General features: G+C 72.8%; 23 protein-coding genes. 12 read left to right on the top strand and 11 right to left on the bottom strand.

Annotation, left to right across the window (positions count from 1 at the left end):
• Positions 1-115 precede the first annotated feature (115 nt).
• Positions 116-1,429, bottom strand: coding sequence for a hypothetical protein (locus ACGFML_RS36635; protein WP_393550043.1), 1,314 nt, complete (start codon positions 1,427-1,429; stop codon positions 116-118).
• 159 nt (positions 1,430-1,588) lie between these two features.
• On the opposite strand from ACGFML_RS36635, the gene ACGFML_RS36630 reads away from it, so the two are divergent.
• The 4 genes from ACGFML_RS36630 to ACGFML_RS36615 are packed head-to-tail and all read left to right on the top strand — an operon-like array spanning position 1,589 to position 3,498.
• Entirely contained in the window at positions 1,589-2,020 is a 432-nt protein-coding gene (locus ACGFML_RS36630) for a MarR family winged helix-turn-helix transcriptional regulator (protein ID WP_393550041.1), read from the top strand.
• Positions 2,017-2,148, top strand: coding sequence for a hypothetical protein (locus ACGFML_RS36625; RefSeq protein WP_393550039.1), 132 nt, complete (start codon positions 2,017-2,019; stop codon positions 2,146-2,148). The genes ACGFML_RS36630 and ACGFML_RS36625 overlap by 4 nt, the downstream gene beginning before the upstream one ends.
• Complete coding sequence (locus ACGFML_RS36620; protein WP_393550037.1) at positions 2,148-2,702, top strand: isochorismatase family protein; 555 nt, start codon at positions 2,148-2,150, stop codon at positions 2,700-2,702. Before ACGFML_RS36625 ends, ACGFML_RS36620 begins: the two co-directional genes overlap by 1 nt.
• Positions 2,703-2,757: 55 nt before the next feature.
• Entirely contained in the window at positions 2,758-3,498 is a 741-nt protein-coding gene (locus ACGFML_RS36615; protein ID WP_393550036.1) for a Type 1 glutamine amidotransferase-like domain-containing protein, read from the top strand.
• Between the two features lie 46 nt (positions 3,499-3,544).
• Here ACGFML_RS36615 and ACGFML_RS36610 read toward each other — a convergent pair whose 3' ends face one another.
• Together ACGFML_RS36610 and ggt are read right to left on the bottom strand one after the other, a co-directional pair.
• Positions 3,545-5,014: an amidase gene (locus ACGFML_RS36610; RefSeq protein ID WP_393550034.1), complete on the bottom strand. Its 1,470-nt coding sequence runs from the start codon at positions 5,012-5,014 to the stop codon at positions 3,545-3,547.
• A 161-nt stretch (positions 5,015-5,175) separates the two neighbouring features.
• Positions 5,176-7,008 (bottom strand): gamma-glutamyltransferase, encoded by a 1,833-nt coding sequence (gene ggt, locus ACGFML_RS36605; RefSeq protein WP_393550032.1) that lies wholly within the window; start codon positions 7,006-7,008, stop codon positions 5,176-5,178.
• Between the two features lie 158 nt (positions 7,009-7,166).
• Here ggt and ACGFML_RS36600 point away from each other — a divergent pair, with 158 nt between their 5' ends.
• The 3 genes from ACGFML_RS36600 (at position 7,167) to ACGFML_RS36590 (ending at position 10,012) form a co-directional block, all read left to right on the top strand.
• Positions 7,167-7,910 (top strand): hypothetical protein, encoded by a 744-nt coding sequence (locus tag ACGFML_RS36600; protein ID WP_393550030.1) that lies wholly within the window; start codon positions 7,167-7,169, stop codon positions 7,908-7,910.
• A gap of 44 nt (positions 7,911-7,954) precedes the next feature.
• On the top strand, positions 7,955-9,055 hold the full coding sequence (locus ACGFML_RS36595; RefSeq protein ID WP_393550029.1) for a calcium:proton antiporter: 1,101 nt from the start codon (positions 7,955-7,957) through the stop codon (positions 9,053-9,055).
• Positions 9,056-9,148: 93 nt separating this feature from the next.
• Positions 9,149-10,012, top strand: coding sequence for a polysaccharide deacetylase family protein (locus ACGFML_RS36590; RefSeq protein WP_393550027.1), 864 nt, complete (start codon positions 9,149-9,151; stop codon positions 10,010-10,012).
• A gap of 285 nt (positions 10,013-10,297) precedes the next feature.
• Here ACGFML_RS36590 and ACGFML_RS36585 read toward each other — a convergent pair whose 3' ends face one another.
• Complete coding sequence (locus ACGFML_RS36585) at positions 10,298-11,035, bottom strand: SDR family NAD(P)-dependent oxidoreductase (protein ID WP_393550026.1); 738 nt, start codon at positions 11,033-11,035, stop codon at positions 10,298-10,300.
• 406 nt (positions 11,036-11,441) lie between these two features.
• On the opposite strand from ACGFML_RS36585, the gene ACGFML_RS36580 reads away from it, so the two are divergent.
• Together ACGFML_RS36580 and ligD are read left to right on the top strand one after the other, a co-directional pair.
• Positions 11,442-13,724: an MMPL family transporter gene (locus tag ACGFML_RS36580; RefSeq protein ID WP_393550024.1), complete on the top strand. Its 2,283-nt coding sequence runs from the start codon at positions 11,442-11,444 to the stop codon at positions 13,722-13,724.
• A 93-nt stretch (positions 13,725-13,817) separates the two neighbouring features.
• Entirely contained in the window at positions 13,818-14,789 is a 972-nt protein-coding gene (ligD, locus tag ACGFML_RS36575) for a non-homologous end-joining DNA ligase (protein WP_393550023.1), read from the top strand.
• 148 nt (positions 14,790-14,937) lie between these two features.
• Here the strand turns inward: ligD and ACGFML_RS36570 are convergent, their stop codons facing one another.
• A complete protein-coding gene (locus tag ACGFML_RS36570; protein ID WP_393550022.1) occupies positions 14,938-15,840 on the bottom strand; it encodes a hypothetical protein in 903 nt (300 codons plus the stop codon).
• Between the two features lie 251 nt (positions 15,841-16,091).
• Here ACGFML_RS36570 and ACGFML_RS36565 point away from each other — a divergent pair, with 251 nt between their 5' ends.
• Entirely contained in the window at positions 16,092-17,159 is a 1,068-nt protein-coding gene (locus ACGFML_RS36565) for a glutathione S-transferase family protein (RefSeq protein WP_393550020.1), read from the top strand.
• 112 nt (positions 17,160-17,271) lie between these two features.
• On the opposite strand, the gene ACGFML_RS36560 is transcribed toward ACGFML_RS36565, so the two are convergent.
• The gene (locus tag ACGFML_RS36560) at positions 17,272-17,589 is read right to left on the bottom strand and encodes a hypothetical protein (RefSeq protein ID WP_393550018.1); all 318 of its coding nucleotides are present in this window, start codon (positions 17,587-17,589) and stop codon (positions 17,272-17,274) included.
• 203 nt (positions 17,590-17,792) lie between these two features.
• Here ACGFML_RS36560 and ACGFML_RS36555 point away from each other — a divergent pair, with 203 nt between their 5' ends.
• The gene (locus ACGFML_RS36555) at positions 17,793-19,391 is read left to right on the top strand and encodes an alpha/beta fold hydrolase (protein ID WP_393550016.1); all 1,599 of its coding nucleotides are present in this window, start codon (positions 17,793-17,795) and stop codon (positions 19,389-19,391) included.
• Between the two features lie 46 nt (positions 19,392-19,437).
• On the opposite strand, the gene ACGFML_RS36550 is transcribed toward ACGFML_RS36555, so the two are convergent.
• From ACGFML_RS36550 to ACGFML_RS36530, 5 genes are all read right to left on the bottom strand, one after another.
• Entirely contained in the window at positions 19,438-20,307 is an 870-nt protein-coding gene (locus ACGFML_RS36550) for an amino acid ABC transporter permease (RefSeq protein WP_393550015.1), read from the bottom strand.
• A complete protein-coding gene (locus ACGFML_RS36545) occupies positions 20,304-20,948 on the bottom strand; it encodes an amino acid ABC transporter permease (protein WP_393550013.1) in 645 nt (214 codons plus the stop codon). Before ACGFML_RS36545 ends, ACGFML_RS36550 begins: the two co-directional genes overlap by 4 nt.
• Positions 20,949-20,958: 10 nt before the next feature.
• Complete coding sequence (locus ACGFML_RS36540) at positions 20,959-21,888, bottom strand: glutamate ABC transporter substrate-binding protein (RefSeq protein ID WP_393550011.1); 930 nt, start codon at positions 21,886-21,888, stop codon at positions 20,959-20,961.
• A 14-nt stretch (positions 21,889-21,902) separates the two neighbouring features.
• The gene (locus ACGFML_RS36535; protein WP_393550009.1) at positions 21,903-22,646 is read right to left on the bottom strand and encodes an amino acid ABC transporter ATP-binding protein; all 744 of its coding nucleotides are present in this window, start codon (positions 22,644-22,646) and stop codon (positions 21,903-21,905) included.
• Between the two features lie 157 nt (positions 22,647-22,803).
• A complete protein-coding gene (locus ACGFML_RS36530; RefSeq protein ID WP_393550007.1) occupies positions 22,804-23,244 on the bottom strand; it encodes a DUF6278 family protein in 441 nt (146 codons plus the stop codon).
• A 263-nt stretch (positions 23,245-23,507) separates the two neighbouring features.
• On the opposite strand from ACGFML_RS36530, the gene ACGFML_RS36525 reads away from it, so the two are divergent.
• Entirely contained in the window at positions 23,508-25,325 is a 1,818-nt protein-coding gene (locus ACGFML_RS36525; protein ID WP_393550006.1) for an SGNH/GDSL hydrolase family protein, read from the top strand.
• Positions 25,326-25,332 lie beyond the last annotated feature (7 nt).

Here is a 25,332-nt window from a genome sequence, read left to right as displayed (position 1 = left end):
TTTGTCGATGCGTCAGCCTGCAGCCCACGCGGGTCTACGCGTGTGGAGGTGACCGTAGGCCCCGTCACGCACGGTGGCAAGACCATCTCTCAGCGCGGCGCGTCCGGGGCGGAGGTCACAGCCGGGCGGCGCGCAGGGCGTGGGCGACGTCGCCGCGCCGGTGCGGCGAGACCCGCTCGGCCGCGGTCAGCAGCAGCGGGCCGAGCACGCCCGGCGCCGCCTCGGCCGCCTGGGCCGCCTCCTGCGGCGTCCGGGCCCCGACGAATGCGGCCAGCAGTTCCAGGGCCGGTGCGGCCCGGTCCCGGTCGAGCAGCGCCAGCGTGGCCCGCGCCACCTCCGCGGCCGGACGCGTCACGGCCTGCCGCAGCATCCGGGCGCCGTCCTCCGTGCGCCCGGCGGCGACCAGTGCGTCGGCGGCCGCGGCCAGCCCGGCGGGCGGCAGGCAGGCCGCCTCCCAGAGCAGGGTCGGCACTTCGGAGGCGAGGCCGGCGTGCTCCAACTCCGCTATCAGCAGAGGGATTTCTTCGGGGGCGCGGTGGGCGGCGGCGCAGAGTTCGGCGTACGCGAGGCCGCCGTCGCCGGTTGCCCGCAGGCGGACCAGGCGGGCCGCGGCGGTGGCTGCCGCGAGGCGGGCCTCGGGGGTGACGGGGGCCGCCTCGGGGCGGGTCCCGCCCGCCGCCGCGCCGTCACCCGCCGACTCCTCGCCGTACGCCCCGGCGAAGCGGGCACCGCGCGGAGCGGGCCCCGCGGCGGGGATGCCGCCCTCCCCTGCCCCCTCGACCTCCTCGGCCCCCTCGACCTCCTTGGCCTCCCCGACCCCCTCGGGCGCCTCCAGCCCGGCGAACCGGGCACCCCGTGGACGGGCCGGCCGCCGGGCGGCGGCACCCCGCGGGCTCTCGCGCCGGGGCCGCCGCCGCTCCGCCGCCTCGTCCAGCGCCTCCAGCCGGGAGCGGAGTTCGCCGACGCGGGCGCCCGCCCGGGCGTGGTCGTCCTGCGCCCAGGCCAGCTCGTCGCCCAGCCGGAGCGCCTCCGGGAAGCCGGCCGCCGCCTGCGCGGTGGCCCGGAGCTCGTCCGTGCGCCGCGCCGCCCGCCGCTGCTCGTACAGCATGGCGGCCAGGCGCCCGTGGAGGTCGGAGCGGGCGCCGGGCCGGGCGTCGTGGCCGGCCACCGCCCGGGCGTGCAGCCGCTGGGCGCGCGGCCTCGCGGCGCTCCCGGCGTGTTCACCCGGTAGCCCCGCCAGGTCGTGGAGCAGCGACTCCACGACGTCCCAGGGCGGCACGTCCCGCCCCTCCAGGCAGGCCCGCAGCCCTTCCGGGTCACGTCCGGCGAAGACCGCGTACCACCCGGTCGACGGGTCGATCCGCCGCACGAGGCCGTTCAGGAATTCCGCGAACTCCACGACGGAGTCCTGGAGTTGAGTACCGGACACGCTCTTCGCCCCGCCCTCTCAGCCCGACTTCTCCCCTCGTGCGCAGTCGACTCCACCGATGTTTCGGCGACGGCGACGGCACGCTACGGGCGTTTTACGGAACGCGCACACAACAGGGAAACTTGCAAGTTTGCCTGTCGACTGCATACGCTCGACGGTATGACCGACCAGAGCCAGGAACGCCTCGCCACGGACCTCGGCGCGGCCGTGGGACTGCTGCTGCGCCACCTGCGCGCCGCTTCCCCGCAGGGCGAGCTCAGCCCCACCCAGCGCGCGGTCATCGCCCGGATCGACGCCGACGGACCGGCCACCACCGCCGCGCTGGCCCGCGCCGAGCTGGTCCGCCCGCAGTCCATGCGGATGACGCTGAGCGCGCTGGAGGAGCGCGGCGTCCTCGCCCGCAGCCCGCACCCGACCGACGGACGACAGGTCGTCTTCTCCCTCACCGAAGAGGGGCACCGGGTGCTCAAGGTCGTACGGCAGGCCAAGCGGAACTGGCTCGCCGTGGCCATCGGGGAGCGCCTGACCCCGGAGGAGCAGCGCACCCTCGCGACGGCGACGGCGCTGATACGACGGCTGACCGAGGAATGAGCGCACCGATCCGTTCCCGCGAGATCGAGGCGATCACCGCCTCCGGCCTCGTCGGCCTCCCCTACGGCGGGCCCTACGGCGGCCCCGCCCGGCACCGCACCACCGACCCCCAAGGAGCACCTGCCTGATGCCCGCCACCGCGCTCGACCCCCGCACCGCCCTGGTATTGATCGACCTGCAGAAGGGAATCGCCGGCCTGCCCACGGCACCGCACCCCGCCGCCGACGTCATCGCGCACGGTGCCCGCCTGGCCGCCGCCTTCCGCGCCCGCGAGCTGCCCGTCGTCCTGGTGAACGTCACCGGCGGCGCCCCGGGCCGGACGGACGCCCCGCGCCACACCGCCACCCCGCCGGCCGACTGGGCCGAGCTGGTGCCCGAACTCGACCGGCAGCCCACCGACATCACCATCACCAAGCAGCAGTGGGGCGCCTTCCACGGCACCGCCCTGGACCTCGAACTACGCCGTCGCGGCGTCACCCAGGTCGTCCTCGCCGGCATCGCCACCAGCATCGGCGTCGAATCCAGCGCCCGCGCCGCCCACGAGCACGGCTACCACGTCACCATCGCCACCGACGCGGTCACCGACCTGGACGAGGCGGCGCACCGCAACAGCGTGGAGAAGATCTTCCCCCGGCTGGGCGAGACCGACACGACGGACGCGGTCGTCAAGCTGCTGGGCTGAGTTGGCAGGCAGGCCCGCCCCGCCGGACGACGATCACGCTGCATAGGATGCGGCCATGAGCGCTTCGGAGCCCACCATCCTCGCCACCTCCGGTGGTCACCGCGTCGGAAACCGCACGATGGTGGCCTTCGACGCCCTGGTTCATCATGCGGTCGAGCTGTCCGGGGTCCACGGCCGCCGGCCCCGCGTCATGTACGTCGGCACCGCGATCGGCGACGCCGAGCACTTCACCGCGCGGATGACCGAGGCGGCCCGGGTCGCCGGGTTCGATCTCACGCCACTGCACCTGTTCCCCATGCCGAACGTCGAGGACGTGGCGGGCACCGTCCTGGAGCAGGATGTCGTATGGGTCATGGGCGGTTCGGTGGCGAACCTGCTGGCGGTGTGGCGGGTGCACGAGCTCGACACGGTCTTCCGCCGCGCCTGGGAGGCGGGTGTGGTGCTCAGCGGTGTGAGTGCGGGGTCGATCTGCTGGTTCGAGGGAGGGGCCACCGACTCCTTCGGGCCCGAACTGCGGCCGCTCACCAACGCGCTCGGCTTCCTGCCCTACGGCAACGGAGTCCACTACGACAGCGACCCCGGGCGCCGCCCGCTGGTGCACCGGCTCGTCGCGGACGGCACCCTGCCCACCACCCACTGCACCGACGACGGCGTCGGCCTGGTCTACCGGGGAACCGAACTCGTCGAAACCGTCACGGAAGCACCGGGGCGGGGCGCGTATGTGGTCGTGCGCGAGGGCGGCTCGGCCGTCGAGGAACGGCTCGAACCACGCCGGCTGCCGGCTCCGCGGCGGTAGCCGCCACCGCCCGCGCCCAAGTCCGCCCGATGGCCCGGGGGTACGGCTACGGCGCCGGTTGCCCCGCCGGTCTGCGCTCGTGCCACCGCAGGTCGTCCTGCAACTGCGCCGCCAGGGAGATCAGCCGCGGCTCGCCATGGGCCGGGCCCAGGAGCTGGGCGCCCAGGGGGAGGCCGTCGGCGCTGAAGCCGGCGGGGACGCTGACGCCCGGCCAGCCGAGGACGTTCCAGGGCCAGGCGTAGGGGCAGGCGGCGATCATGGCCTGGTCGGTGCGCCACCCGCTGAGTCGGGCGAGGGTGCCGATGCGCGGCGGCGGGGTGGCGGTGGTGGGGGTCAGCAGGATGTCGTAGGGGCCGAACAGGGCGCCGATGCGCCGCTGTTGGCGGCCTTCGGCCGCGCGGGCGCGGCGCAGGACCGGACCGCCGAGGACCCGGCCCATGCGCACCGACCCACGGGTGCGGGGATCGAGCAGGGTGCGGTCGGGGACGCGGGCGGCCCATTCGCCGACACCGGCGGTGGCGCGGGGCAGGAAGGAGAGGCCGACCAGGCCGTAGGCGGGTTCGGCCTCCTCGACGAAGTGGCCGAGACGGGCGAGGGTGCGGGCCACCCCGGTGACCGCGGCACGGACCTCGGGGTGCAGCGACTTGCGGGTGAAGGTGAGGGCCGGCTTCCAGGAGAGGGCGATCCGCAGGCGGCCGGGGTCGCGGCCGGCGGCCTCGCTGGCCGCGATGGCGGGTGGCCGGTGCAGATCGCCCGCGTGGTTGCCGCTCGCCACGTCCAGGAGGAGCGCGGCGTCCTCGACCGTGCGGGCCAGGGGCCCGATGCCGGTGATGCCCTGGAAGGACTCGGCGTCCGGCCAGGTGGAGATGCGGCCGCGCTGCGGCTTGATGCCGACGAGGTGCGACCAGGCGGCGGGGATGCGGACCGAGCCGGCGCCGTCGGTGCCGAGCGCGGCGGGGACCAGGCCGGCGGCCACCGCGGCGGCCGAGCCGCCGGAGGAGCCGCCGGGGGTGTGGTCGAGATTCCAGGGATTGCGGGTGGCGCCGAAGGCCGGGCCCTCGGTGAACGGCCACTGGCCCAGTTCGCAGGCGTTGGTCTTGCCGACGATGACCGCGCCGGCCGCCCGCAGCCGCCGCACGACCTCGGCATCGTGTTCCTTGGGCGGGAACTCCCCCGCGCAGCCGAACGCGGTCGGCTCACCCGCCACGTCCGTGTCGTCCTTGACCGCGACGGGGACGCCGAGGAGCGGCAGCCGTTCGCCCGCGGCCAGCCGGCGGTCGGCCTCCGCGGCCTCGGCCATCGCCGCCTCGGCACGTACCCGGCGGAAGGCATTGACGGTGTCCTGGGTGGCCTCGATGCGCTCCAGGCAACGGCGTACCAGTGCGGTGGAGGTCACCCGCCCGTCGGCCAGCGCACGCGCCTGTTCGGTGAGCCCCTCCAGCTCTCCGTCGGCCGTACCTCCGCGGTCCGCCGGGCCGGACCCGGGTCCGCCCTCATGACTCTCGTCAACGCTCACAGTGCGCGCCCTCCCTGGGACCGTTCTTGCGAACAGACCGTCCCTGCCGATGAACGGCTCTTGCCGTCGAACGGTCCCAGGAGGCTAGTCGTCACCCAGGTGGCCAGCAATGACACGCGCGGTGGGCCACATGGACGCCACACGGACGGCACAGTCCGTTCTCAGGGGCGTCCCCGGGACGGCCGGACCACCATGGCCGAACCGCCGCCGCGCCGTACCTTTTCGGCCGCCGCCAGCCAGCGTCCGTCCGGCATCCGCTGCACCCCGGTGGCCGCCCCGATTTCCGGATTCTGTGTGAAGGCGTGCCCGAGCGCCGCCAGTTGGCCGCGCAGTGCGCTGTTCCACAGGGCCGGTTCGAGTTCGGTGGCGGGCGCGTTGCGCTGGCTGGCGCGGGGGGCGGCGATGGCGTCGGCCAGGGGCATACCGCGGTCGAGGAAGTTCACCAGGGTCTGCAGGACGGTGGTGACGATGGTCGCGCCGCCGGGTGACCCCAGGGCGACCACGGGCGTGCCGTGCCGCAGCACGATGGTCGGGGAGATGGACGAGCGCGGGCGCTTGCCGGGCCCGGGGAGGTTGGGGTCGTGCACGGCGGGATCCGCCGGGGCGAAGGAGAAGTCGGTGAGTTCGTTGTTGAGGAGGAAGCCGCGGCCGGGTACGACGATGCCGCTGCCGCCGGTCTGCTCGATGGTGAGGGTGTAGGCGACGACGTTGCCCCACTTGTCGGCGACGGTCAGGTGCGTGGTGTTCTCGCCCTCGTACGTCGTCGGTGCGGCCTTGCCGGCCGTGCCGCAGGGCTTGGGATGGCGGGGGTCGCCGGGGGCGAGCGGGCTGGTGAGGGCCTTGTCGTCGGTGATCAGGCAGGCGCGGGAGTCGGCGAAGCGCTGCGAGGTCAGGCCCCGGGTCGGTACGTCCTCGAACGCCGGGTCACCGACCCAGCGGCCCCGGTCGGCGAAGGCGATCCGGGCGGCCTCGATGTAGCGGTGCAGGTACTGCTTCTCCGTCAGGCGCGAAATGTCACTCCTCTCCAGGATGTTGAGCGCTTCGGCGACGGTGGTGCCGCCGGAGGAGGAGGGGCCGATGCCGTAGACGTCGAGGCCGCGGTAGGCGGTGTGGGTGGGCGCCTGGGTCAGGGCCCGGTAGGCGCGCAGGTCGCCGGCGGTCAGGTCGCCCGGCCGTACCCGGCGCTCCGCACCGGAGCGGACCGGCGGCCGGCGGACGGTGCGCACGATGTCGCGGCCCAGGTCGCCGTGGTAGAGCGCGCCGACGCCCCGGTCCGCCAACTCCCCGTATGTGCGCGCCAGGTCGGGGTTCCTGAGCGTCGAGCCGACCGCCGGCAGCTTGCCGCCGGGCAGGAAGAGGCGGGCGGTGGCGGGGAAGTCGCGGAAGCGGGCTTCGTTGCCGGCGGTCTGCTGACGGAAGGTCTCGTCGACCGTGAAGCCGTCGCGGGCCAGTTTCCGGGCGGGGCCGAGGACCTGGCCGAGCGAGCGGCTGCCCCACTTGCGCAGGGCGGTGTCCCAGGTGGCTGGTGTGCCCGGGGTGCCCACGCCCAGGCCGCTGGTGACCGCGTCGGCGAACGGTATCGGCTTGCCGTTCTCCAGGAAGAGGTCCTTGCCGGCGGTGTGCGGGGCCCTCTCGCGGCCGTCGAGGGTGTCCACGGAATGCGTCGCGGCGTCGTAGCGGACGAAGTAGCCGCCGCCCCCCACACCCGAGGAGTACGGCTCGGTGACGCCGAGGGCGGCGGCGGTGGCGACGGCGGCGTCCACGGCGTTGCCGCCGTTCTTGAGGACGGCGATACCGGCCGCGGAGGCGTCCGCGTCCACGCTGGAGACCGCCCCGCCGTACCCGACGGCGACCGGGGACTTGGCGGGGGCGGCGGCCGGCCGGGGCGAGGAGCCGCCGGGTGGGGCGGGCCGTGCGGCGGCCGGCACGGTCAGCAGCGAGCCGGCCAGCGCGGCGGCCGCCCCCAGGACGGTGAGACGTCGGACGTTCGGCATACCGGTGTCCTCCAGATGCGTACGCGGCGGGGGGCGGCAGGGGCCCGGAGCCTACTCGCGGAGGCAGCGCCGCGGCAGAGGGCATAGTGGGGCAAGCCGGCCCAGCCGCCCGCCCCGCCCTCGAACATCCACCCGGGCAGCCGCTACGCTCGCCCGCCATGGATGACACCCTGCTGCTCCTGACCGTGGCGTTCGCGGCCCTCGTGGTGGGCCTGGCGGCCGGCTGGGCCGTGCAATCGGCGGCGGTCCGCCGGAAGCTGACCCGCGAACAGGGCTTCTTCGGCCTGCCGGACGGTTCGGAGTGCGTACTGGTCACCCACCGGGACAGCACCTCGGCCCACTGGAGCATCCCGCGCCATGACGCGCTGGCGCTGCTCGGGCTGGCCTCGGTGATCGAGAACTGCGGGGCGCACCCGGAGGTGGCCCCGCACGACACCGGCCTCCAGGGCTTCGGGGCACGCACCGAGTTCTGTGTCGGCGACCCGACGGCACACCGCCGGCTGGCGGCCCATCTGGCCAATCTGCTGCCGGGCGTCGCGGTGCATCCGGGCGACGAGTCCGGCGCCGGCCGCGGCACCTTCACCATCGGCGGCACGGCGTACCGGATGGAGCCGGGCGCGGTCGAGTACGTCCTGCTGGCCCGACTCACGGCCGGCGAGGGGGACCGGCCGGTGTTCCTGGCGGCCGGTCAGCGCCCCGTCACCCACCGGGCGGCGGTGCGCCATCTGGTCCGCAACCGGGCGCGGCTGGCCCGAAGGCACGGCGCGGGCGGCCAGTTCGCGCTCCTGCTGAAGGTGGTGAACTCGCAGGCGTACGGGCCCGATGTGGTCGAGTTGGTCGCCGATGTCACCAAGGCGGCGCTCTCGCCCGTGGAGACGAAGGGGCACCGCGCGGCGGCCTGACGCCCGGCGGGCGGCCCCCGGAGGTATCTGCCAAGCTCGGAGGCATGATCGCCAGCCTGCGTCCCGCCGTGCTGCACTGGACCGGTGTCGTGCCGGTCCTGGCGGTCGTCCTGCTGGCCCTGACGTGGGGGCGGTCGCTGCCGGTCGGCGTGGTGGTGCTGGTGTCGTGCTTCCTGGCGGGAGCGGTACTGGCCGCGGTGCACCACGCCGAGGTGATCGCGCACCGGGTGGGCGAGCCGTTCGGGTCCCTCGTCCTGGCGGTCGCGGTCACGGTCATCGAGGTGGCGCTGATCGTCACGCTGATGGCCGACGGTGGCGACAAGAGTGCGGCGCTCGCCCGGGACACCGTCTTCGCCGCACTGATGATCACCTGCAACGGCATCGTCGGCCTGTGCCTCCTGGTGGGCTCCCTCAAGCGCAAGGTGGCCGTCTTCAACGCCGAGGGCACCGGCGCGGCGCTGGCCACCGTCGCGACGCTGGCCGGACTCAGCCTGGTCCTGCCGACGTTCACCACCACCACGCCGGGGCCGCGGTTCTCCACCCCTCAGCTGGTCTTCGCCGCGCTGGCCGCGCTGGTGCTCTACGGCATGTTCGTCACCACCCAGACCGTCCGGCACCGCGACTACTTCCTGCCGGTGACCGCGGCGGGCGAGGTGATCGACACCTCGGACCACGCCGATCCGCCGACCCGGCGGATGGCGCTGGTGGCCCTCGGGCTGCTGACGCTGGCCCTGGTCGCGGTGGTCGGGCTGGCCAAGGCGGTGTCGCCGACCATCGAGTCCGGCGTGGCCGCGGCCGGCCTGCCGTCCTCCGTCGTCGGCATCGTGATCGCCCTGCTGGTGCTGCTGCCGGAGACCATCGCCGCCGCACGGGCGGCCCACCGGGACCGTGTGCAGACCAGCCTCAATCTCGGGCTGGGCTCGGCGATGGCCAGCATCGGGCTCACCATCCCGGCCGTCGCGGTGGCCTCGGTCTGGCTCACCGGCCCGCTCTACCTGGGGCTCGGCGCGACGCACATGGTGCTGCTCGCCCTGACCGTCATGGTGGGCACCCTGACGGTGGTCCCCGGCCGCGCCACTCCCTTGCAGGGCGGCGTGCATCTGACCCTGCTGGGCGCGTACATCGTGCTGGCGGTCAGCCCCTGACGCCCTCGCCGGAGGTCGGCCGAACGGGTGCGGCACCTCGCGCTCCTGGTGTGGCTGCGGCCCGGAGCGGGGGCCGTATGAGAGCACGGGAAGGTGACCTCCGATCGGTATGCTCGTCGCACGAACTCCCGGCGGCTGGTCCTTCGGGGCGGTGTCGCGGTGGGCCTGCTCGGCGTCGGCCGCCTGCTGACCTCGTCCGGCTCTCGGGCTCCGCAGGCCCAGTGGGACCGGGTGCCGGTACCGAAGCCGCATCCGCCGGCCGGTGCGCCCCCACCGAGGATCCAGCGCGCGATCGCCAGGCACTACCGGCTGCGCCCGATGGCGGGCGAGACGTCGCTCTCCGGCCCCGGCGCCTCGCCCGTCCACCCGGACGTCGCCTTCCGGCTGCCGACCCGGGGCCACGAGGTGGCGCTGACCTTCGACGACGGGCCCGACCCCCGCTACACCCCGGAGGTCCTGCGGGCGCTGCGCCGGCACGGGGTCCGGGCGACCTTCTTCGTCGTGGGCGAGAGCGCCGCCGCCTTTCCCGGCCTGCTGCACGACATCGTCGACGACGGTCATGCCGTCGCGAACCACACCTGGGCCCATGCCCAGCTCACCACGCTCCCGCCGGCCGCGGTCCACGATCAGCTCGGCCGCACCAGCAGCGTCATCGCCGACACTCTGGGCGCCGCACCGCGGCTGGCCCGCGCTCCGTACGGCGCCTGGAACGCGCCGTCGCTGAGCATCTGCAGCGACCTGGGCATGTCGCCCGTCGGCTGGTCGGTCGATTCGCAGGACTGGACGCGCCCCGGCCCCGGGTACATCGCGGACACCGTTCTGAGGGGCCTGGAGCCCGGCACGATCGTCCTCTCCCACGATGGCGGCGGCGACCGCGCGCACACCGTCGAGGCCCTGAAGCGGTATCTGCCCCGACTGTTGGACCGCGGCTACCGGCCGATCCGTATCGAGGTCTGAGGTCGGCCGACACGCACGGCGGGACCCGCCGCTGCGGTGGCGGTGCGCCACACCGGACACGGCCCGCCGCCCGATCTGCGGCTGCCGTGGCATGAGGGGCACCTGCGGCGGGTGGGCCGGGTGACCACTGTCACCCGGCCCACCCTCTTCGGGAACGGCCCGAATGGTTTATCGTTCAATTGGAGCGGGACGGAAACGAACTTCCGGATCCCTCCCCCACAGACCGCCCCGGCCGAAATCCCCCGTTCGGCCGGGGCTTCCCCTTTTCCACCGCCGGCGCCCCGCTCAGCGCAGATGCGACGCCCCGTTGACGTCGAGCACCGCCCCCGACGACCAGACGGCGTCGGGCGAGGCGAGGTAGTGCACGGCGGCGGCCACGTCCTGCGGCGTGGCCACCCGACCGAACGGGCTCTGCCGCTCGACGTCGTCGGTGATCCGGTCCGCGACCCGTTCGGTACGGACGAAACCGGGCGCGACCGAGGCGACGGCGATCCCGTACGGCGCCAGATGCACCGCGAGGGACTGGCCCATGGCGTGCAGCGCCGCCTTGGCCGCCCCGTACGCCGGGTGGTCCGGCTCGCCGCGGAACGCACCCCGCGAACCGATGTTGACGATCCGGCCCGTCACCTCCCGCTCGATCATGTTCCGCGCCGCGCAGTAGCTGAGGTGCGCCGCCCCGAGCAGGTTCACGTCCACGATCCGCCGCCAGGCGGCCTGCCACTCCTCGAACGACGTACGGTCCAGCGGATGTGCCGTATTCGCCGCGGCGTTGTTGACCAGCACGTCGACCCCGCCCAGACCGTCCACCGCCGCCTCGGTGACCGCGGCCGCCCCCTCCGGAGTGGACACGTCGCCCTGCACCAGGACGTGGCCGCTCCCGGGCAGCGCGGCGAAGGCCTCCTCGGCCGCCTCCCGGCGCGACGCGAAGTGCAGCGCGACCCGGTCCCCGTCCGCGGCGAACCGCTCCGCGACCGCCCGGCCGATCCCCCGCGAGGCTCCCGTCACCAGTACCGCCCGGCTCATCCGCACTCCCGCCCGTCCACAACAGCCTCGACAGTTCCGATCGACCACCCGCGGCATCCCGCCGGGCGATGACCGGACAAGATCGTAGAGGTACGACGCCCGAGCTGCCGACGGCGGGCCTTCGACGGCGCCACCCGCGAGTTCTCCGCGCCGTGCGCCCCGGCACCCACTGCCTCCGCCGCACCACGACCGCCACCCGCGACGGGCGCACGCACCGCGCCGGCCCGGCACCGGGCCCGTACCGGCATCACCCGTCTCGGCCCCCTGGACGTGCCGGACGGCCGGAACGCGCCTTGAATGCTGAGTGTCCGATGCGCTCCACGTGCCGCCCCGCTCCCGGGGCGGCACGTGGAGCACCACCAGGCCGTGGTGGCCGTCCGCGCCCCGGCCACCGTCGGGAGCACACATGCCGTTGCCGAAGGAGCCGAGCGCCCCCACCGCGCCCGGCGACGGCCGCCGCAGAGGTGTGCTGCGTCCGCTGGGCGAGTGGTGCGCCCGGCACTTCGTCACGGTCCTCGTGCTCTGGCTCGCCGCGCTGGTCGGCGTCCAGGCGTGGCAACACGCCTACGGCGGCGAGTACTCGGACAACTTCACGCTCCCCGGCACCCAGTCCCAGCAGGGCAGCCAGGTGCTCAAGGCGCACGAGCCGCAGGCCGGCGGCTACAGCAGCCAGGTGGTCCTGCACGACACCCGGCCGCTGACGGACTCCCGCAGCCGGATCACCGACGCCGTCGGCGCCCTGCAGAAGCTGCCGCAGGTGCTGGCCGCACAGAACCCGCTGCCGCCGTCCGGATCGGCACCGGCGAAGCCGCCGCCCGGTACGCCGAACGTCGGCCCGCTCGCCGCCGACGGCCGGACCGCGTACATCACCATGCGCTTCGCCGTGCAGCCCTCGACGCTGCACGCCGGCTACCTCGACGGCGTCGACCGGGCCGTCCAGCCGCTGCGCTCGGCCGGCGTGGAGGTGGAGTACGGCGGGCCGCTCGGCGAGCTGGCCCGGCCCAAGGCGAACGACGTGGTCAGCGAGGCGATCGGCTTCGGCGTGGCGATCCTCGTCCTGTTGGCCGGCTTCGGCAGCGTCCTGGCGGCCGGGGTGCCGCTGCTGACCGCACTGATCGGGGTGGTCTGCGGGCTGGGCGTCCTGGGGCTGATCGCCGCCGCCTTCACCTTCGCCACCGTCTCCCCCACCCTCGCCACCATGATCGGCCTCGGCGTCGGCATCGACTACGCGCTGTTCCTGATCACCCGGCACCGGCAGAACATCATGGACGGCCTCGACCCGGTCTCCTCCGCCGGCCGGGCGAACGCCACCAGCGGCCGGGCCGTCCTGGTCTCCGGCTGCACGGTCGTCATCGCGCTGACCGGGCTGACGGTCTCCGGGGTGAGCTTCATCGGCAAACTGGGCGCCGCGGCCGCCGTCACCGTGGTCTCCGCCGTGCTCGGCGCACTCACCCTGGTGCCCGCACTGCTCGGGCTGATCGGCCGTCGGATCGACCGGCTGCACGTCCGCAGGCCCGTCGCGGAGACCGACAGCCCGCCCGGCCACGAAGCCCAGGGCACCTGGCACCGCTACGCACAGCGGGTGGAGCGGCGCCCCTGGTGGTTCCTGACGGGCGGCGTGCTCGTGATCGCGGTCCTGGCCGTCCCGCTGTTCTCCCTCCAACTGGGCCACATCGGCGACGGCGCCGACCCGAAGTCCTTCACCGACCGGCGTGCGTACGACCTGATGTCCTCGGCGTTCGGCCCCGGCTCCAACGGGCCGCTGATGCTGGTCATCGACCAGAGCGACGTCCCGCAGCCGGACCGCCCCGATCTGGCGGCGCAGGCCCAGAAGGCGCTCACCGGGGTGCCGGACGCCGCCCTGATCACCCCCCTCAAGCCCACCGCGGACGGCGATGTGCTGGTCGCGACCGCGTACTCCACCCGGTCCCCGCAGGACGCGGCCACCACCCGGCTGACCAACCACCTCACCGACGACGTCCTCCCGGACGCCGTTCGGGGAACGGACGCGCGCGGCCTGGTCACGGGCACCACCGCGGCCCAGGTGGACTTCCTCGACATCGTGGCCGCCCGCCTCCCACTGATCATCGCCGTCGTCGTCGGCCTCGCCTTCCTCGTCATCCTGCTCGTGTTCCGCGGGGTACTGGTGGCCGTCAAGGCGGCGGTGCTCAACGTGCTGTCGATCGCGGCCTCGTACGGGGTGGTGGTGGCCGTCTTCCAGTGGGGGTGGGGCGGCCCTTCGCTCGGCGTCTCCGGCACCGTGCCCATCGAGAGCTATGTGCCGATGATGATGTTCGCGATCGTCTTCGGGCTGAGCATGGACTACGAGATCTTCCTGCTGTCACGGGTCCACGAGGCGTGGCTGCGCACCGGCGACGCCCGGGCGAGTGTGGCGCACGCCCTGGAGATCACGGCCCGGGTGATCTCCTGCGCCGCACTGATCATGGTGAGCGTCTTCGCCGCCTTCATCATCAGCGACAACATCGTGGTGAAGATGCTGGGGCTGGGCCTGGCGGTGAGCGTGTTGATCGATGCCACCGTGGTGCGGCTGCTGCTGGTCCCTGCGGTCATGACGCTGCTCGGCCGGGCCGCCTGGTGGACGCCGCGATGGCTGGACCGGATCCTGCCGCATGTGGACCCGGAGGGCGGGGACGCGGACGCGGCGGTGCGTACGGCGGCGAAGCCGTAGGGGCTCGACCCGTGCGACCGTACGGCCCCGACCCCGGCGCGGGGCCGCCTGGCCCGCCTGGCCCCCGGACCGGTATCCGCCGATCATCGGAACATGGCCCCGAGCGAGGAGCGCGGCTTCTTCCCGTACCCCGAGATCCGGCCGATGCTGGCCACGGTCGGACCGTTGCCCGCCGAGTACGAGCAGGCGTCGTGGGCGTTCGAGGCCAAATGGGACGGTGCGCGCTGCGTCGTCAGCACGCCGGGGGACGGCACGGTCCGGCTGGTCACCCGGGCCGGCAACGACGCGACCACCACCTACCCCGAGCTCGCGCCGCTGGGTGAGCAACTGCGCGGGCGGCCCGCGGTGCTGGACGGCGAGGTGGTGGTGCTGGACGCGCGCGGGCGGCCGGACTTCGGGCTGCTGCAACGGCGGATGGGGGTGGTGAACCCGCGCCGCACGGCCCGCCTGGCCATGGAGCACCCGGTCCATCTCGTCCTGTTCGACGTGATGTATCTGGGTGGCTCACTGCTCGGCGCGCCCTACTTCGAGCGGCGCGGCGTCCTGTCCGGGCTGCGACTGCGCGGCCCGAACTGGTCGGTGCCCGCCTACCTGGAGGGCCATGGCCAACAGGCGTGGGAGGCGTCGCTGCGGGGCGGCATCGAGGGCGTGGTGGCCAAGCGGCTGAACTCGCCGTACACGCCGGGGGTCCGGTCACCCGAGTGGCGCAAGACCAAGCATCTGGAGACCCTCGACGTGATCATCGGGGGTTGGACGGAGGGCCATGGCGGGCTGGCCGGGCTGCCCGGATCGGTGCTGGCGGGCGTGGCGGAGGCGAGCGGGCTGCGCTACGTCGGCAACGTGGGCTCGGGGCTGTCCGACCGGGAGCGGCGCGAGCTGGCGCAGTACCTGGGCGTGATCCCCCTCGGCCGGTCCCCCTTCACCAACCCCGTGGAGGTGCCCGGTGCCCATTGGGCCGAGCCCCGGCTCGTCGCCGAGGTCACCTTCACCGGCTGGACCTCGGCGGGAAAGCTGCGCCACCCGATCTGGCACCGGCTGCGTCCCGATCTCACCCGCCTGGGGTGACGCCGTGTCGGGACTGCGGGGGAGGGCCTGGTGGGAATGCCTGGTGTGCGGGCCTGGTGGGGTGCTCGCGGGCGGCCACCGTGAGGCAGGGACGGCTGCCCCTCGGCCACGCTTGCCCGTCAGCGGTTCATCGGTCCGACAGTGGGCCTCACGGGCGGCAGAACCCGGCGACGGCGACCGAGCCGCCGTCGTTCTCGTCGTCCGTGCCCAGGATTCCCTCGTCCGACCCCGGCAGACAGGCCAGCGCCTCGACCTTGTGGCCGGCGAACGCGGCGAGCCGGTGCGGCGAGCCGGAGACGGACAGACGGGCGTCGCCGTCGTCACCGACGGAGAGGTGCCCGGCGCGGTAGAGCGCGGAGTCGTACGGCCCGTCGTCACCCGGGTCCGATGCGGAGGACACGGTCAGCCCGCCGGCGGGCGAGACCTTGACGTCCGAGACGTGCCGGACGTCCTCGGCCGGATACGGCGCGGTGAATTCAGCGGAATCGCGTTTCCCGAAGTCGCCGGTGGCCGGATTCCAAGTCGCGGCGGTCAGCTTCGCCGGCCGGTCGTCCTGTCCGCGGTCCGCCCAGACGGCGGCAATGCCGTCCTTCGTCGCGGTCAGCGCAAATCCCTCGTAGTTGCCGTCCGAGGAAACACCGGGCAGCCGAAAGGAATCGACGACGTACGCAATGCCCTTTTCCGTGTGAATGCGGTACGCCGTACCGCTGCTGGCCAGGGCCACGTACTCGTGGGCGTGCCCCGGTACGGCGTCGATCGCCTCCAGGTCGACGGGCGGTTTCCCGCGCCACTCCACCGGTTGCACCCGGGGTGCGGCGGTCGGGCTGTAGCGCACGGCAACCAGCCGGTTCTCGCCGGGGTTCTTGTTGTCACGGACGGCGAGGGTGTTCACTGCGTCGCCGTCCCGGCCGTCGACCACGATGCCGCTGATTCCGGAGGTGATGCCGTCCCCCACCCGCTGCCAGTCCGCCGATTGCGCGGCGTGGGCGGTCGCGGTGGGCGCGATGAGTGCGGCGCCGGCTATCGCGGCGCCGAATAGCTTCTTGATCATCGGCCGATTCTAAATGCGGTCCCCGGGTTACCGGCGAGTGGCCTTTACGACCTTCGTAAAGCTTTGCACAGCGCGCGGTCGTCGCCGGCCACTCACCGTCAAATCACCACCTCCATAATGGTATTCCGGGACATATATCCCTGCGCGTCACCGGCCGGCCGCCGGGGAAGGCTCGCACTGCGCACGTACGACACACCGTCCGCCCCGCGACCCTCGCGCCCGCACGTACAGGACACGGAAAGGAGCCGGTGATGGGCCACCCCACGCACCACGACGGCACTCGGAACGACGGCAGCGGCGGCGCCGGCGCCGGCGCGGACGGCAACGCCGGATACGGCCGACGGCCGTTCGCACGCTCGAAGAGCCACTTCGCCGACCGGATCACGGCGGACGGCCGGGACGGCTGGCCCGTGGAGGCCGGCCGCTACCGCCTCGTGGTCAGCCGCGCCTGCCCCTGGGCGAGTCGGGCCCTGATCTCACGGCGACTGCTCGGCCTGGAAGGCGCGCTGTCGCTCGCCGTCACCGATCCCCTCCAGGACGACCGCAGCTGGCGCTTCACCCTGGACCCCGGCGACCGCGACCCCGTACTCGGCATCCGCTTCCTGAGCGAGGCGTACACCGCTCGCGAGAAGGACCACCCGGGCGGCGTCAGCGTCCCCGCCGTCGTGGACGTGCCCAGCGGACAGCTCGTCACCAACGACTACCAGTCGATCACCCTGGATCTGGCGACCGAGTGGACGGCCCTGCACCGCCCCGGCGCACCCGACCTCTACCCCGAGCCCTTGCGCGCCGAGATCGACGACGTCATGGAAGCGGTCTACCGCGACGTCAACAACGGCGTCTACCGCGCCGGTTTCGCCACCGGGCAGCGCGAGTACGACCAGGCGTGCGGCGATGTCTTCCGCCGTCTGGACCTGCTGTCCGAGCGCCTGGCCGACCGCCGCTACCTGGTGGGCGACACCCTCACGGAGGCCGACATCCGGCTGTTCACCACCCTGGTGCGCTTCGACGCCGTCTATCACGGCCACTTCAAGTGCAACCGCTACAAGCTGGCCGAGGACCCGGTGCTGTGGTCGTACGCCAAGGACCTGTACCAGACGCCCGGCTTCGGCGACACCGTCGACTTCCACCACATCAAGCAGCACTACTACCGCGTGCACACGGGCATCAACCCGACCGGGATCGTCCCGCTGGGGCCGGACCTCCACGGCTGGCTGACGCCGCATCACCGCGAGGAGCTGGGCGGCCGGCCGTTCGGGGACGGCACGCCGCCGGGCCCCGTCCCGGCGGGCGAGGAGGTGGCGACCGGGCACGCGTAACCGCCGCCACCCCCGCCGTCCACCGTCGCGGGGCGGGCCCGCCGGGCCGGGGAGGCCGGGGAGGCCGGGACCGCTCGCTCTGCCGTCGCCCTCGTCCGACACCGAACAGCCGTTACGGCTGCCGCGCGGACCGCTCCTCGATCCAGCGGCCGTGCGCCTCCCAGGCGGCCTGTTTGCTCATGCCCAGGGCCGCGCCGATCTGCGACCAGGAGGCACCGGCCTCCCGCGCGGACCGCACCGAGACCTGCCGCCCTTCCGCCGCCTTGCGCGCGACCACCTCGCCGAGCGCCAGCATCTCCAACACCTCGTCCCGGGAGAGCGGCTGGACGTCCGCATGCGACGCCGGGGAGTCGCGTGCCCTGAGCGCGTCATAGCGGGCCGTGGCGGAGTGCAGGGTGAAATGCCCCGCAAGGCTGTCGGGAGTCAACATCACCCCAGGCTTTCGTCATGTGATCTTGACGTCAAGTTGCCATGACAGTTTCCCCGGAGGGCACCCTTGACGTTACTCAGCCGTAACCTACCGACGGGTTACCTCAGGTAAGCGGCGGACCTTACTCTCCAGTCAACTCGAGCCTCGCGCGCCCCTCCTGTCTTCGGACAGCGCGCGGCTCGCCTCGAGATCTGGAGCAGAAGATGAAGCCCTCCCGCACGACCCTGCGCGCCGCGATCGGCACCGCCTCCGCCGCGGTCCTCGCCACCACGGTTCTCACCGGCGCACCGGCCACCGCACACGCCGCGACGCCGGCAGCGGCACCGGCAGCCGCCTCCGGCTCGCCCTCGGTGAAGTTCGTCGACATCCAGGGCGACGGCGGCACCACCCTCAAGGCGAACGTCTTCACCCCGGCCGGTGCGGACGGGACCCGGCGCTACCCGGTCATCGTGCTGCCGACGAGCTGGGCGATGCCGCAGGTCGAATACCTGGCGCAGGCCAAGAAGCTGGCCGACTCGGGGTACGTGGTCGTCGGCTACAACTCGCGCGGCTTCTGGCAGTCGGGCGGGCAGATCGAAACCGCCGGCCCGAAGGACATCGCCGATGCGTCGAAGGTCATCGACTGGGCGCTGGCGCACACGCCCGCCGATCCGCACAAGGTCGGCATGGGAGGAGTCTCCTACGGGGCCGGAATCAGCCTGCTGGCGTCCGCATTCGACAAGCGGATCAAGGCAGTTGCGGCCCTCAGCGGCTGGGGCGACCTGATCGGCTCCATCTACAGCGGCCGCACCCAGCACCTCCAGGCCGCGGCGATGCTCGGCGGCGCGGGCGCGCTCACCGGCCGCCCCAGCCCGGAACTCCAGACCGTCCTGAAGGACTTCCTCGCCTCCCGTCTCGACAAGGAGCAGGACATGATCGCGTGGGGGAGGAAGCGCTCCCCCGCCACGTACATCGACAAGATCAACGCCAATGGCGCGGCCGTGATGCTGGGCAACGCCTGGGGCGATTCGCTCTTCCCGCCGAACCAGTACGCCGACTTCTACGAGAAGCTGAAGGGGCCGAAGCGGCTGGAGTTCCGCCCCGGTGACCACGCGACGGCCGAGGCGCTCGGACTCCTCGGACTGCCCAACGACACCTGGACGCACACCAAGCGGTGGTTCGACCACTACCTCAAGGGCACCGACAACGGCATCGACCGCGAGTCGCCGGTTCTCCTCAAGTCCCGTTCCACCGGCGCCTACGAGGGCTACCCGAGCTGGAAGGACGTGCCGTCCGCGCACCGCAGGATAGACCTGGACGGCAGCAAGCAGATCAACACCAACCTCGACTCCGGCGCCGACGGCGGGCTGATCTTCCTCTCCAGCATGCTGGACCAGTTCCTGCGGCTGCCGCCGATGGCGTCGGTGCCGCTGCTGCCGCGCTCCCTGGCCGCCGTCTGGCAGTCGGAGCGCTACGAGACGGGGCAGCGGGTGCGCGGGACGACCCGTGTGCACACGACCGTGACCAGCACCGCCGAGAGCGGCACCGCCATCGCCTACCTCTACGACGTGGGCCCGCTCGGCCTGGGCAAACTGGTCACCCACGCGCCGTTCACCTTCCACGGCAAGACCCCGGACAAGCCCTTCGGCGTCGACCTGGATCTCTTCTCCACGGCCTACGACGTCCCGGCCGGGCACCGGCTGGCGGTGGTCGTGGACACCGTCGACCCGCTCTACATCGAGCACAACCCGCACGGCGCCCGACTGACGTTCTCCTCGCCGGCGGACGACCCGTCGTATGTGTCGGTGCCGGTGCGCGACTGACGCACCCTTCCCGCGGGCCCGGGTCGCATCCGGGGCACCGGCCGCCTCATCCGTGGGGCGGCTGGTGCGCGCCCGGCAGCAGGGTGCCCGGCTCCGGCGGGGCCACCTCCGCCGCCTCCACCTTCGGGTTGCGCCTCTGGCGCTTGGCGACCCAATTGGCGAGCCAGGACAGCAGCATGCACATCCCGATGTAGATCGGCGAGATGATCATGACGACGGGGATGAACGGCAGGTCGTAGTCGAGGTTGGAGGCGATGAGCTTGCCCGCGTGCAGGAACTCCTCGTAGGTGATGAGGTAGCCGAGCGAGGTGTCCTTCAGGGCGACGACCAGCTGGCTGATGATTGCGGGCAGCATGGCGCGGAGCGCCTGCGGCACCAGGACGTACGTCATGACCTGCGTCTTGCGCATGCCGAGCGCATACGCGGCCTCCCGCTGGCCGCGGTCGACGGAGTGGACGCCGGTGCGGAAGACCTCGGCGAGCACCGAGCCGTTGTAGAGGGTCAGGCCGGCGACGAGGGCGGGCAGCGGGGCCACCTGCAACGCCACATAGATGAAGAAGATCATCACCAGGACGGGCATCGCGCGGAAGAACTCGACCAGCAGCGTGCTCACCCAGCGGACGGCCCGGTGCTCGGAGAGCCGGCCGGTGGCCAGTACCGCTCCCAGCGCCAGCGAGAGGACCGCCGCGAAACCGAAGGCCCGCAGGGTGTTGCCGAGGCCGGTGAGCAGGAGTTCCTGAATTCCCTTGTAGGTGAAGGGAGTCCACTTCGCCGCGGTGAACTGCCCGGTGGCGAAGAGGAGCTGGATGATCCAGCCGATCAGGGCCAGGAGGACGAGGGTCGACAGGAGGCCGTAGAGCCGGTGGCGGTGCCTGGTCCTGGGGCCCGGGATGTCGTAGAGGGCGGTGGTGGTCATCGGGCGACTCCGAAGTGCTTCTCCAGAAAATTGAAGATCGCGCTGATGGTCAGGGTGACGATCAGATAGCCCACGGCGATCCAGACAAAGGTCCAGATGATGTTGTAGCCCTGCTCGTTGAGCGGTTTGTAGACCCCGAGGAGTTCGACGACGCTGAAGGCGCCGGCGATCGCGGAGTTCTTGGCGAGCGCGATGAGAGTGGAGCCGATCGGCGGGATGACCGAACGGAACGCCTGCGGCAGGACGATTCCGCCGAGGGTCTGCGGAAACGTCATGCCCAGGCTGCGGGCCGCCTCGCCCTGCCCCGTCGGCACGGTGTTGATGCCGGAGCGCACCGCCTCGCAGATGAAGGCGGAGGTGTAGCAGCCGAGGGCGAGGACGGCGAACAGCTGGAAGGGCAGGACGAGGCCGAAGCGCGGCAGCCCCAGCACCACGGCGAAGAACAGCAGCGTCAGCGGTGTGTTGCGCAGCACCGTCACCCAGGCCGTACCGAAGGCCCGCAGCGAACCGACCGGCGCGACGCGGAAGGCCGCCATCACGAAGCCGAGGACGAGGGCGAGGAGCGAGGCGAGGACGGTGAGTTCGACGGTGCCCAGCAGACCGTCCCCGTAGAGGGCGAGGTTGTCGAGGAGAACATTCACGGGTCGGGTCCTAGCTCGCCGGGTAGCGGTCGATCGGGGGCGGCTTCGGTGCGGGCACTCCGGACAGGCCGAGCGTCGCGTCGTACGCCTTCTTCCAGTAGCCGTTCTTCTCGTCGGTGGCGAGGATGCCGTCCAGGGCCAGGCGCAGTGCGTTGTCCCCGCGCGGGACCCCGATTCCGTAGGGCTCCTCGGAGAACGGCCGGCCGACCACCTTCAGTTCGTCGGGCACCTTGGCCGCATAGCCCAGCAGGATGGCGTCGTCCGTGGTGACCGCGTCGACCTGATAGGTCAGGAGGTTGTCCACGCACACCGAGTAGGTGTCGTAGGTGACCAGGTCGGCCCGGGGGTAGTCGGCCTGGATGCGTTGCGCGGGGGTGGAGCCGGCCGCCGAGCAGACGCGCTTGCCGGCCAGGTCCTGCGGCCCGTGGATGTCCTTCTCGTCGGCGCGGACCAGCAGCGACTGACCGGCCATGTAGTACGGCCCGGCGAAGCCCACCAGCTTCTTGCGCTTGTCGTTGATGGTGTAGGTGCCGACGTAGTAGTCGATCTGCCCGTTCTGCAGGGCCGTCTCGCGGTTGGCCGAGGCGATCGTCTTGAACTGGACGGACCCGGGCGGGAAGCCGAGGCCGGCGGACACCATCTTGGCGATCTCGATGTCGAAGCCGGTGTAGCGGCCGGAGGCCGGGTCCTTCTCGCCGAGATAGGGCTGGTCCTCCTTGGCGCCGACGATGAGGTGGCCACGGCGCCTGGCCTTCTCCCAGGTGGGCGAGGCGGGCAGGGTGAAGTTCCGGGCCACCGGATACCGGGGCAGTTCGCTGCCCTTGGGGCCCTTGACCGGCGGGCTGCCCTCCCGGCCGCAGCCGGCGACGGCCAGGGCGAGCGCGGTGAGCAGCAGAGCCGTCAGGGCGCGGCGCAGGGGCGTGAGGTGACAGTGCGGCATCGCGGCGCCCCCGTTCAGTGCTTGAGGATCTTGGAGAGGAAGTCCTTCGCCCGTTCGCTGCGCGGATCGGTGAAGAAACCCTCGGGGGTGCGGTCCTCGACGATCCGGCCGTCGGCCATGAACACCACACGGTTGGCGGCGGAGCGGGCGAAGCCCATCTCATGGGTGACGACGACCATCGTCATGCCGTCCTGGGCGAGCTGGCGCATCACTTCCAGCACCTCGTTGATCATCTCCGGGTCGAGCGCGGAGGTCGGCTCGTCGAAGAGCAGCGCCTTGGGATCCATGGCGAGCGCACGGGCGATGGCCACGCGCTGCTGCTGACCGCCGGAGAGCTGGGCGGGGTATTTGTCGGCCTGGGAGGAGAGCCCGACCCGGTCGAGGAGTTCGCGGGCCCGCTGCGCCGCCTCGTCCTTCTTCTTCCTGCGGACCTTGACGGGCGCCAGCATGATGTTGGCCAGGACGGTCTTGTGGGCGAAGAGGTTGAAGGACTGGAAGACCATGCCCACATCGGCCCGCAACTGGGCCAGCGCCCGGCCCTCTTCGGGCAGCGGCCGTCCGTCGAGTTCGATGCTGCCCGACTCGATGGTCTCCAGGCGGTTGATGGCCCGGCACAGTGTGGACTTCCCGGAGCCGGAGGGCCCGATGACCACCACCACCTCCCCACGGCCGACGGTGAGGTCGATGTCCTGAAGGACGTGCAGTTTTCCGTAGTGCTTGTTGACCCCGCGCAGTTCAATCAGCGCATCACCGGCCATATGCAGACCTGCCCACTCTCATCCGTACAGCGGAGAGCCCGCAAACTACCGGGATGAAAGGGGCACTTCCCTTCGGACACGCACGCAGTGCGGGATATGGGAGGTTAAACCACGGCGACGGCGGAACTCTGCGCGCCGGCCACCGCTCCGGGGCGGCTCAGCTCTCCGCCGCCTCGGCATACAACTGGGACAGCTCGGGCACCCCGACATCCGCCCACTCGTGCCCCGCCTCCACCACATCGAGCTCCCGCCCCGACGCCAGCCGGACCACCGGCTGTCCGTTCGGCCACACATGCCACACGGCTCCCCGGACCGTGCGCACCAGGACCGTGCCCAGATACAGGCCCGCGTCATTGCCGAGCCAGGACTCCACTTCCGGATCGTCCCTCCAGACCGGCTGCAACTGGTCCAGCGCCTCCAACGAGGCCACGGAGTCGTCCAGTTCCACGCCTTCGGCGGCGGCCTGCGCCCGCAGCAGTTCGCATTCGGAGAGCAGCTCGATGACGCTGTCGGGGTCGGCGCTGACCGACTCCGCCAGCGGTACCGAACGGTCCGCCTGCGCGCGCTTGCGCCACTTGTCCAGGAAAGACATGTTCATGGTGTGAGGGTCCCACCCGTACCAGGGCCGCGGCCACAGGCGCGCGGCGCAACGGATCCCTGTTCGTCACCTTGACGCCCCCTCTGGGCGTCCCTACTTTCATGGCGCTCGGATCGGATCTGTCGGGTCCGCAGGAGCAACCCCGCCCCTCGCGGGAACAGCCGGACCGCAGCTCAGCACCTGCCCGTTGACCTCGTCCGACGTCGCCCGGGGTCATCCGACTTCGCCGGAGCACCAGCCGGATCACCAGAGGGAAGGCATTCATGCGCGTACGACGACGGGGCCCCGCCCTGGCACTGCTGCTCGCCGCGACCGTACTGCCCGCCGCCACCGTCCTCGCGGGACCGGCCGCCGCGGTGCCGCACCCGTACCGCCCGCTGCCCTTGGCCGGGCTCTTCGACAACACGGCCGTCAGCGACGACGCGAGACCGGGCGCCGCCGACCTCGACGGTGCGGGCCACTCGCTCTCCGCACAGGACCTGGCGGCGGCCGGCTGGACGCCCGGACGCACACTCACCCTCGACGGGGCACACCTCGGCTGGCCGCGTCCGGCCGCCGGCACACCGGACAACGTGGTGGCGGACGGGCAGGCGGTGGCGCTGCGCGGACGGGGCGGGGCCCTGACGTTCCTGGTCGCCGGGAGTGGCGCCGCCGGCGCCGCGGTCACCGGGCACGGGACCGTGCACTACCGCGACGGATCCCGCTCCTCCTACGAACTCACCGCGCCCGACTGGCGCTCAGGGCCGCTGAGCATCAAGGCGGTGGCACTGCCGCACATCAACGGCGCGGGCGGGCAGAGCGCGGGGGCGGCACGGCTGTACGCGGTGTCCGTGCCGCTGCGGGCCGGGCGCGAGGTGGCGTCGGTGGTGCTGCCGCGGAATGCGGGGCCGACCGCCGACCTCCATGTCTTCGCGGTCTCGGTGGCCGACAGCGGGCGGGGCAGGACCGGGAGTTGGGCGGCGAGCACGGCCGGCTATCGGGCGGTGGGCCCCTGGACGGACCGTACGCTGCGGCTGGTCGTGCACTCCGGTGCGGGCGGTCGGCGGGCGCGGATACGGCTGGCGAACACCTTCGCGGCGGCTCCGGTGGACATAGGGGCGGCGAGCGTGGCGGTGCAGGGTGCGGGCGCCGCTGCGGACGGGGTGCCGGTGCCCCTGACGTTCGGCCGGGGCCGCCCCGGAACCCGGATACCGGCGGGCGCCGAGGCGTTCAGCGACCCGGTCGACTTCCGGGTGCCGGCGGACACCAACCTCCTGGTCTCGCTCCATCTGCCGGGGACGGTGACGGCCGCGCCGGTCCACCAGGAGGCCACCCAGGTCTCGTATCTGAGCGCGCCGGGCAGCGGGGACCGCACCGGTGAGCGCGAGGGCGCGGGCTTCCCGGAGACCCTGACCATCTGGCCGTTCCTGACGGGGGTGGATGTCGACGGCGGACCCGGTTCGATCGTGGCACTGGGCGACTCCATCACCGACGGCGTGCAGTCGACAAGCGGCGCCAACCGCCGCTGGCCCGACGTCCTGGCCCGCCGCTTCCAGACGCAGTCCGCACTCCCCCGCTACGGCGTACTCAACCACGGCGTCTCCGCGAACCGCATCGTCACCGACCGCTACCAGGGCGACGGTGTCAGCACCGACACCGGCGGGGTGAGCGCCCAGCACCGGCTGGAGCGCGACGTGCTCGCGCAGCCCGGCGCCCGTACGGTCGTGGTGTTCGAGGGCATCAACGACGTGCGCTGGGGCACCGGCGCGGACGAGGTCGTGGCCGGCCTGCGTGCCCTGGCCCGGCGTGCCCACGAGCGGGGGCTGCGGGTCGTGGCGGCCACCATCACCCCCTGTGAGGGCTACGCCGACTGCACCCCGGCCGTCGAAGCGCGCCGCCAGGCCGTCAACGCCTTTGTGCGCGACCACGGCGGCGTCTTCGACGCGACACTGGACTTCGACGCCGTCCTGCGCGACCCCGGCCGGCCGCAGCGGATGCTGCCCGCCTACGACAGCGGCGACCACCTCCACCCGGGCGATGCGGGCCTGAAGGCGCTGGGCGAGTCGGTGGACCTGCGGGCGCTGGTGCCCGGACGGGGCTGACGGCGCC

This window comes from Streptomyces sp. NPDC048650, assembly GCF_043199095.1.
Lineage (GTDB): Bacteria > Actinomycetota > Actinomycetes > Streptomycetales > Streptomycetaceae > Streptomyces.
This window is presented reverse-complemented; position numbering and strand designations above follow the sequence as displayed.

Bases quoted from the DNA above. Each gene is read 5' to 3' on its own strand.
- ACGFML_RS36630 (WP_393550041.1), top strand. From the start codon at position 1,589: ATGACCGACCAGAGCCAGGAACGCCTCGCCACGGACCTCGGCGCGGCC.
- ACGFML_RS36625 (WP_393550039.1), top strand. From the start codon at position 2,017: ATGAGCGCACCGATCCGTTCCCGCGAGATCGAGGCGATCACCGCCTCC.
- ACGFML_RS36620 (WP_393550037.1), top strand. From the start codon at position 2,148: ATGCCCGCCACCGCGCTCGACCCCCGCACCGCCCTGGTATTGATCGAC.
- ACGFML_RS36615 (WP_393550036.1), top strand. From the start codon at position 2,758: ATGAGCGCTTCGGAGCCCACCATCCTCGCCACCTCCGGTGGTCACCGC.
- ggt (WP_393550032.1), bottom strand. From the start codon at position 7,008: ATGCCGAACGTCCGACGTCTCACCGTCCTGGGGGCGGCCGCCGCGCTG.
- ACGFML_RS36600 (WP_393550030.1), top strand. From the start codon at position 7,167: ATGGATGACACCCTGCTGCTCCTGACCGTGGCGTTCGCGGCCCTCGTG.
- ACGFML_RS36595 (WP_393550029.1), top strand. From the start codon at position 7,955: ATGATCGCCAGCCTGCGTCCCGCCGTGCTGCACTGGACCGGTGTCGTG.
- ACGFML_RS36585 (WP_393550026.1), bottom strand. From the start codon at position 11,035: ATGAGCCGGGCGGTACTGGTGACGGGAGCCTCGCGGGGGATCGGCCGG.
- ACGFML_RS36580 (WP_393550024.1), top strand. From the start codon at position 11,442: ATGCCGTTGCCGAAGGAGCCGAGCGCCCCCACCGCGCCCGGCGACGGC.
- ligD (WP_393550023.1), top strand. From the start codon at position 13,818: ATGGCCCCGAGCGAGGAGCGCGGCTTCTTCCCGTACCCCGAGATCCGG.
- ACGFML_RS36570 (WP_393550022.1), bottom strand. From the start codon at position 15,840: ATGATCAAGAAGCTATTCGGCGCCGCGATAGCCGGCGCCGCACTCATC.
- ACGFML_RS36565 (WP_393550020.1), top strand. From the start codon at position 16,092: ATGGGCCACCCCACGCACCACGACGGCACTCGGAACGACGGCAGCGGC.
- ACGFML_RS36560 (WP_393550018.1), bottom strand. From the start codon at position 17,589: ATGTTGACTCCCGACAGCCTTGCGGGGCATTTCACCCTGCACTCCGCC.
- ACGFML_RS36555 (WP_393550016.1), top strand. From the start codon at position 17,793: ATGAAGCCCTCCCGCACGACCCTGCGCGCCGCGATCGGCACCGCCTCC.
- ACGFML_RS36550 (WP_393550015.1), bottom strand. From the start codon at position 20,307: ATGACCACCACCGCCCTCTACGACATCCCGGGCCCCAGGACCAGGCAC.
- ACGFML_RS36540 (WP_393550011.1), bottom strand. From the start codon at position 21,888: ATGCCGCACTGTCACCTCACGCCCCTGCGCCGCGCCCTGACGGCTCTG.
- ACGFML_RS36535 (WP_393550009.1), bottom strand. From the start codon at position 22,646: ATGGCCGGTGATGCGCTGATTGAACTGCGCGGGGTCAACAAGCACTAC.
- ACGFML_RS36530 (WP_393550007.1), bottom strand. From the start codon at position 23,244: ATGAACATGTCTTTCCTGGACAAGTGGCGCAAGCGCGCGCAGGCGGAC.
- ACGFML_RS36525 (WP_393550006.1), top strand. From the start codon at position 23,508: ATGCGCGTACGACGACGGGGCCCCGCCCTGGCACTGCTGCTCGCCGCG.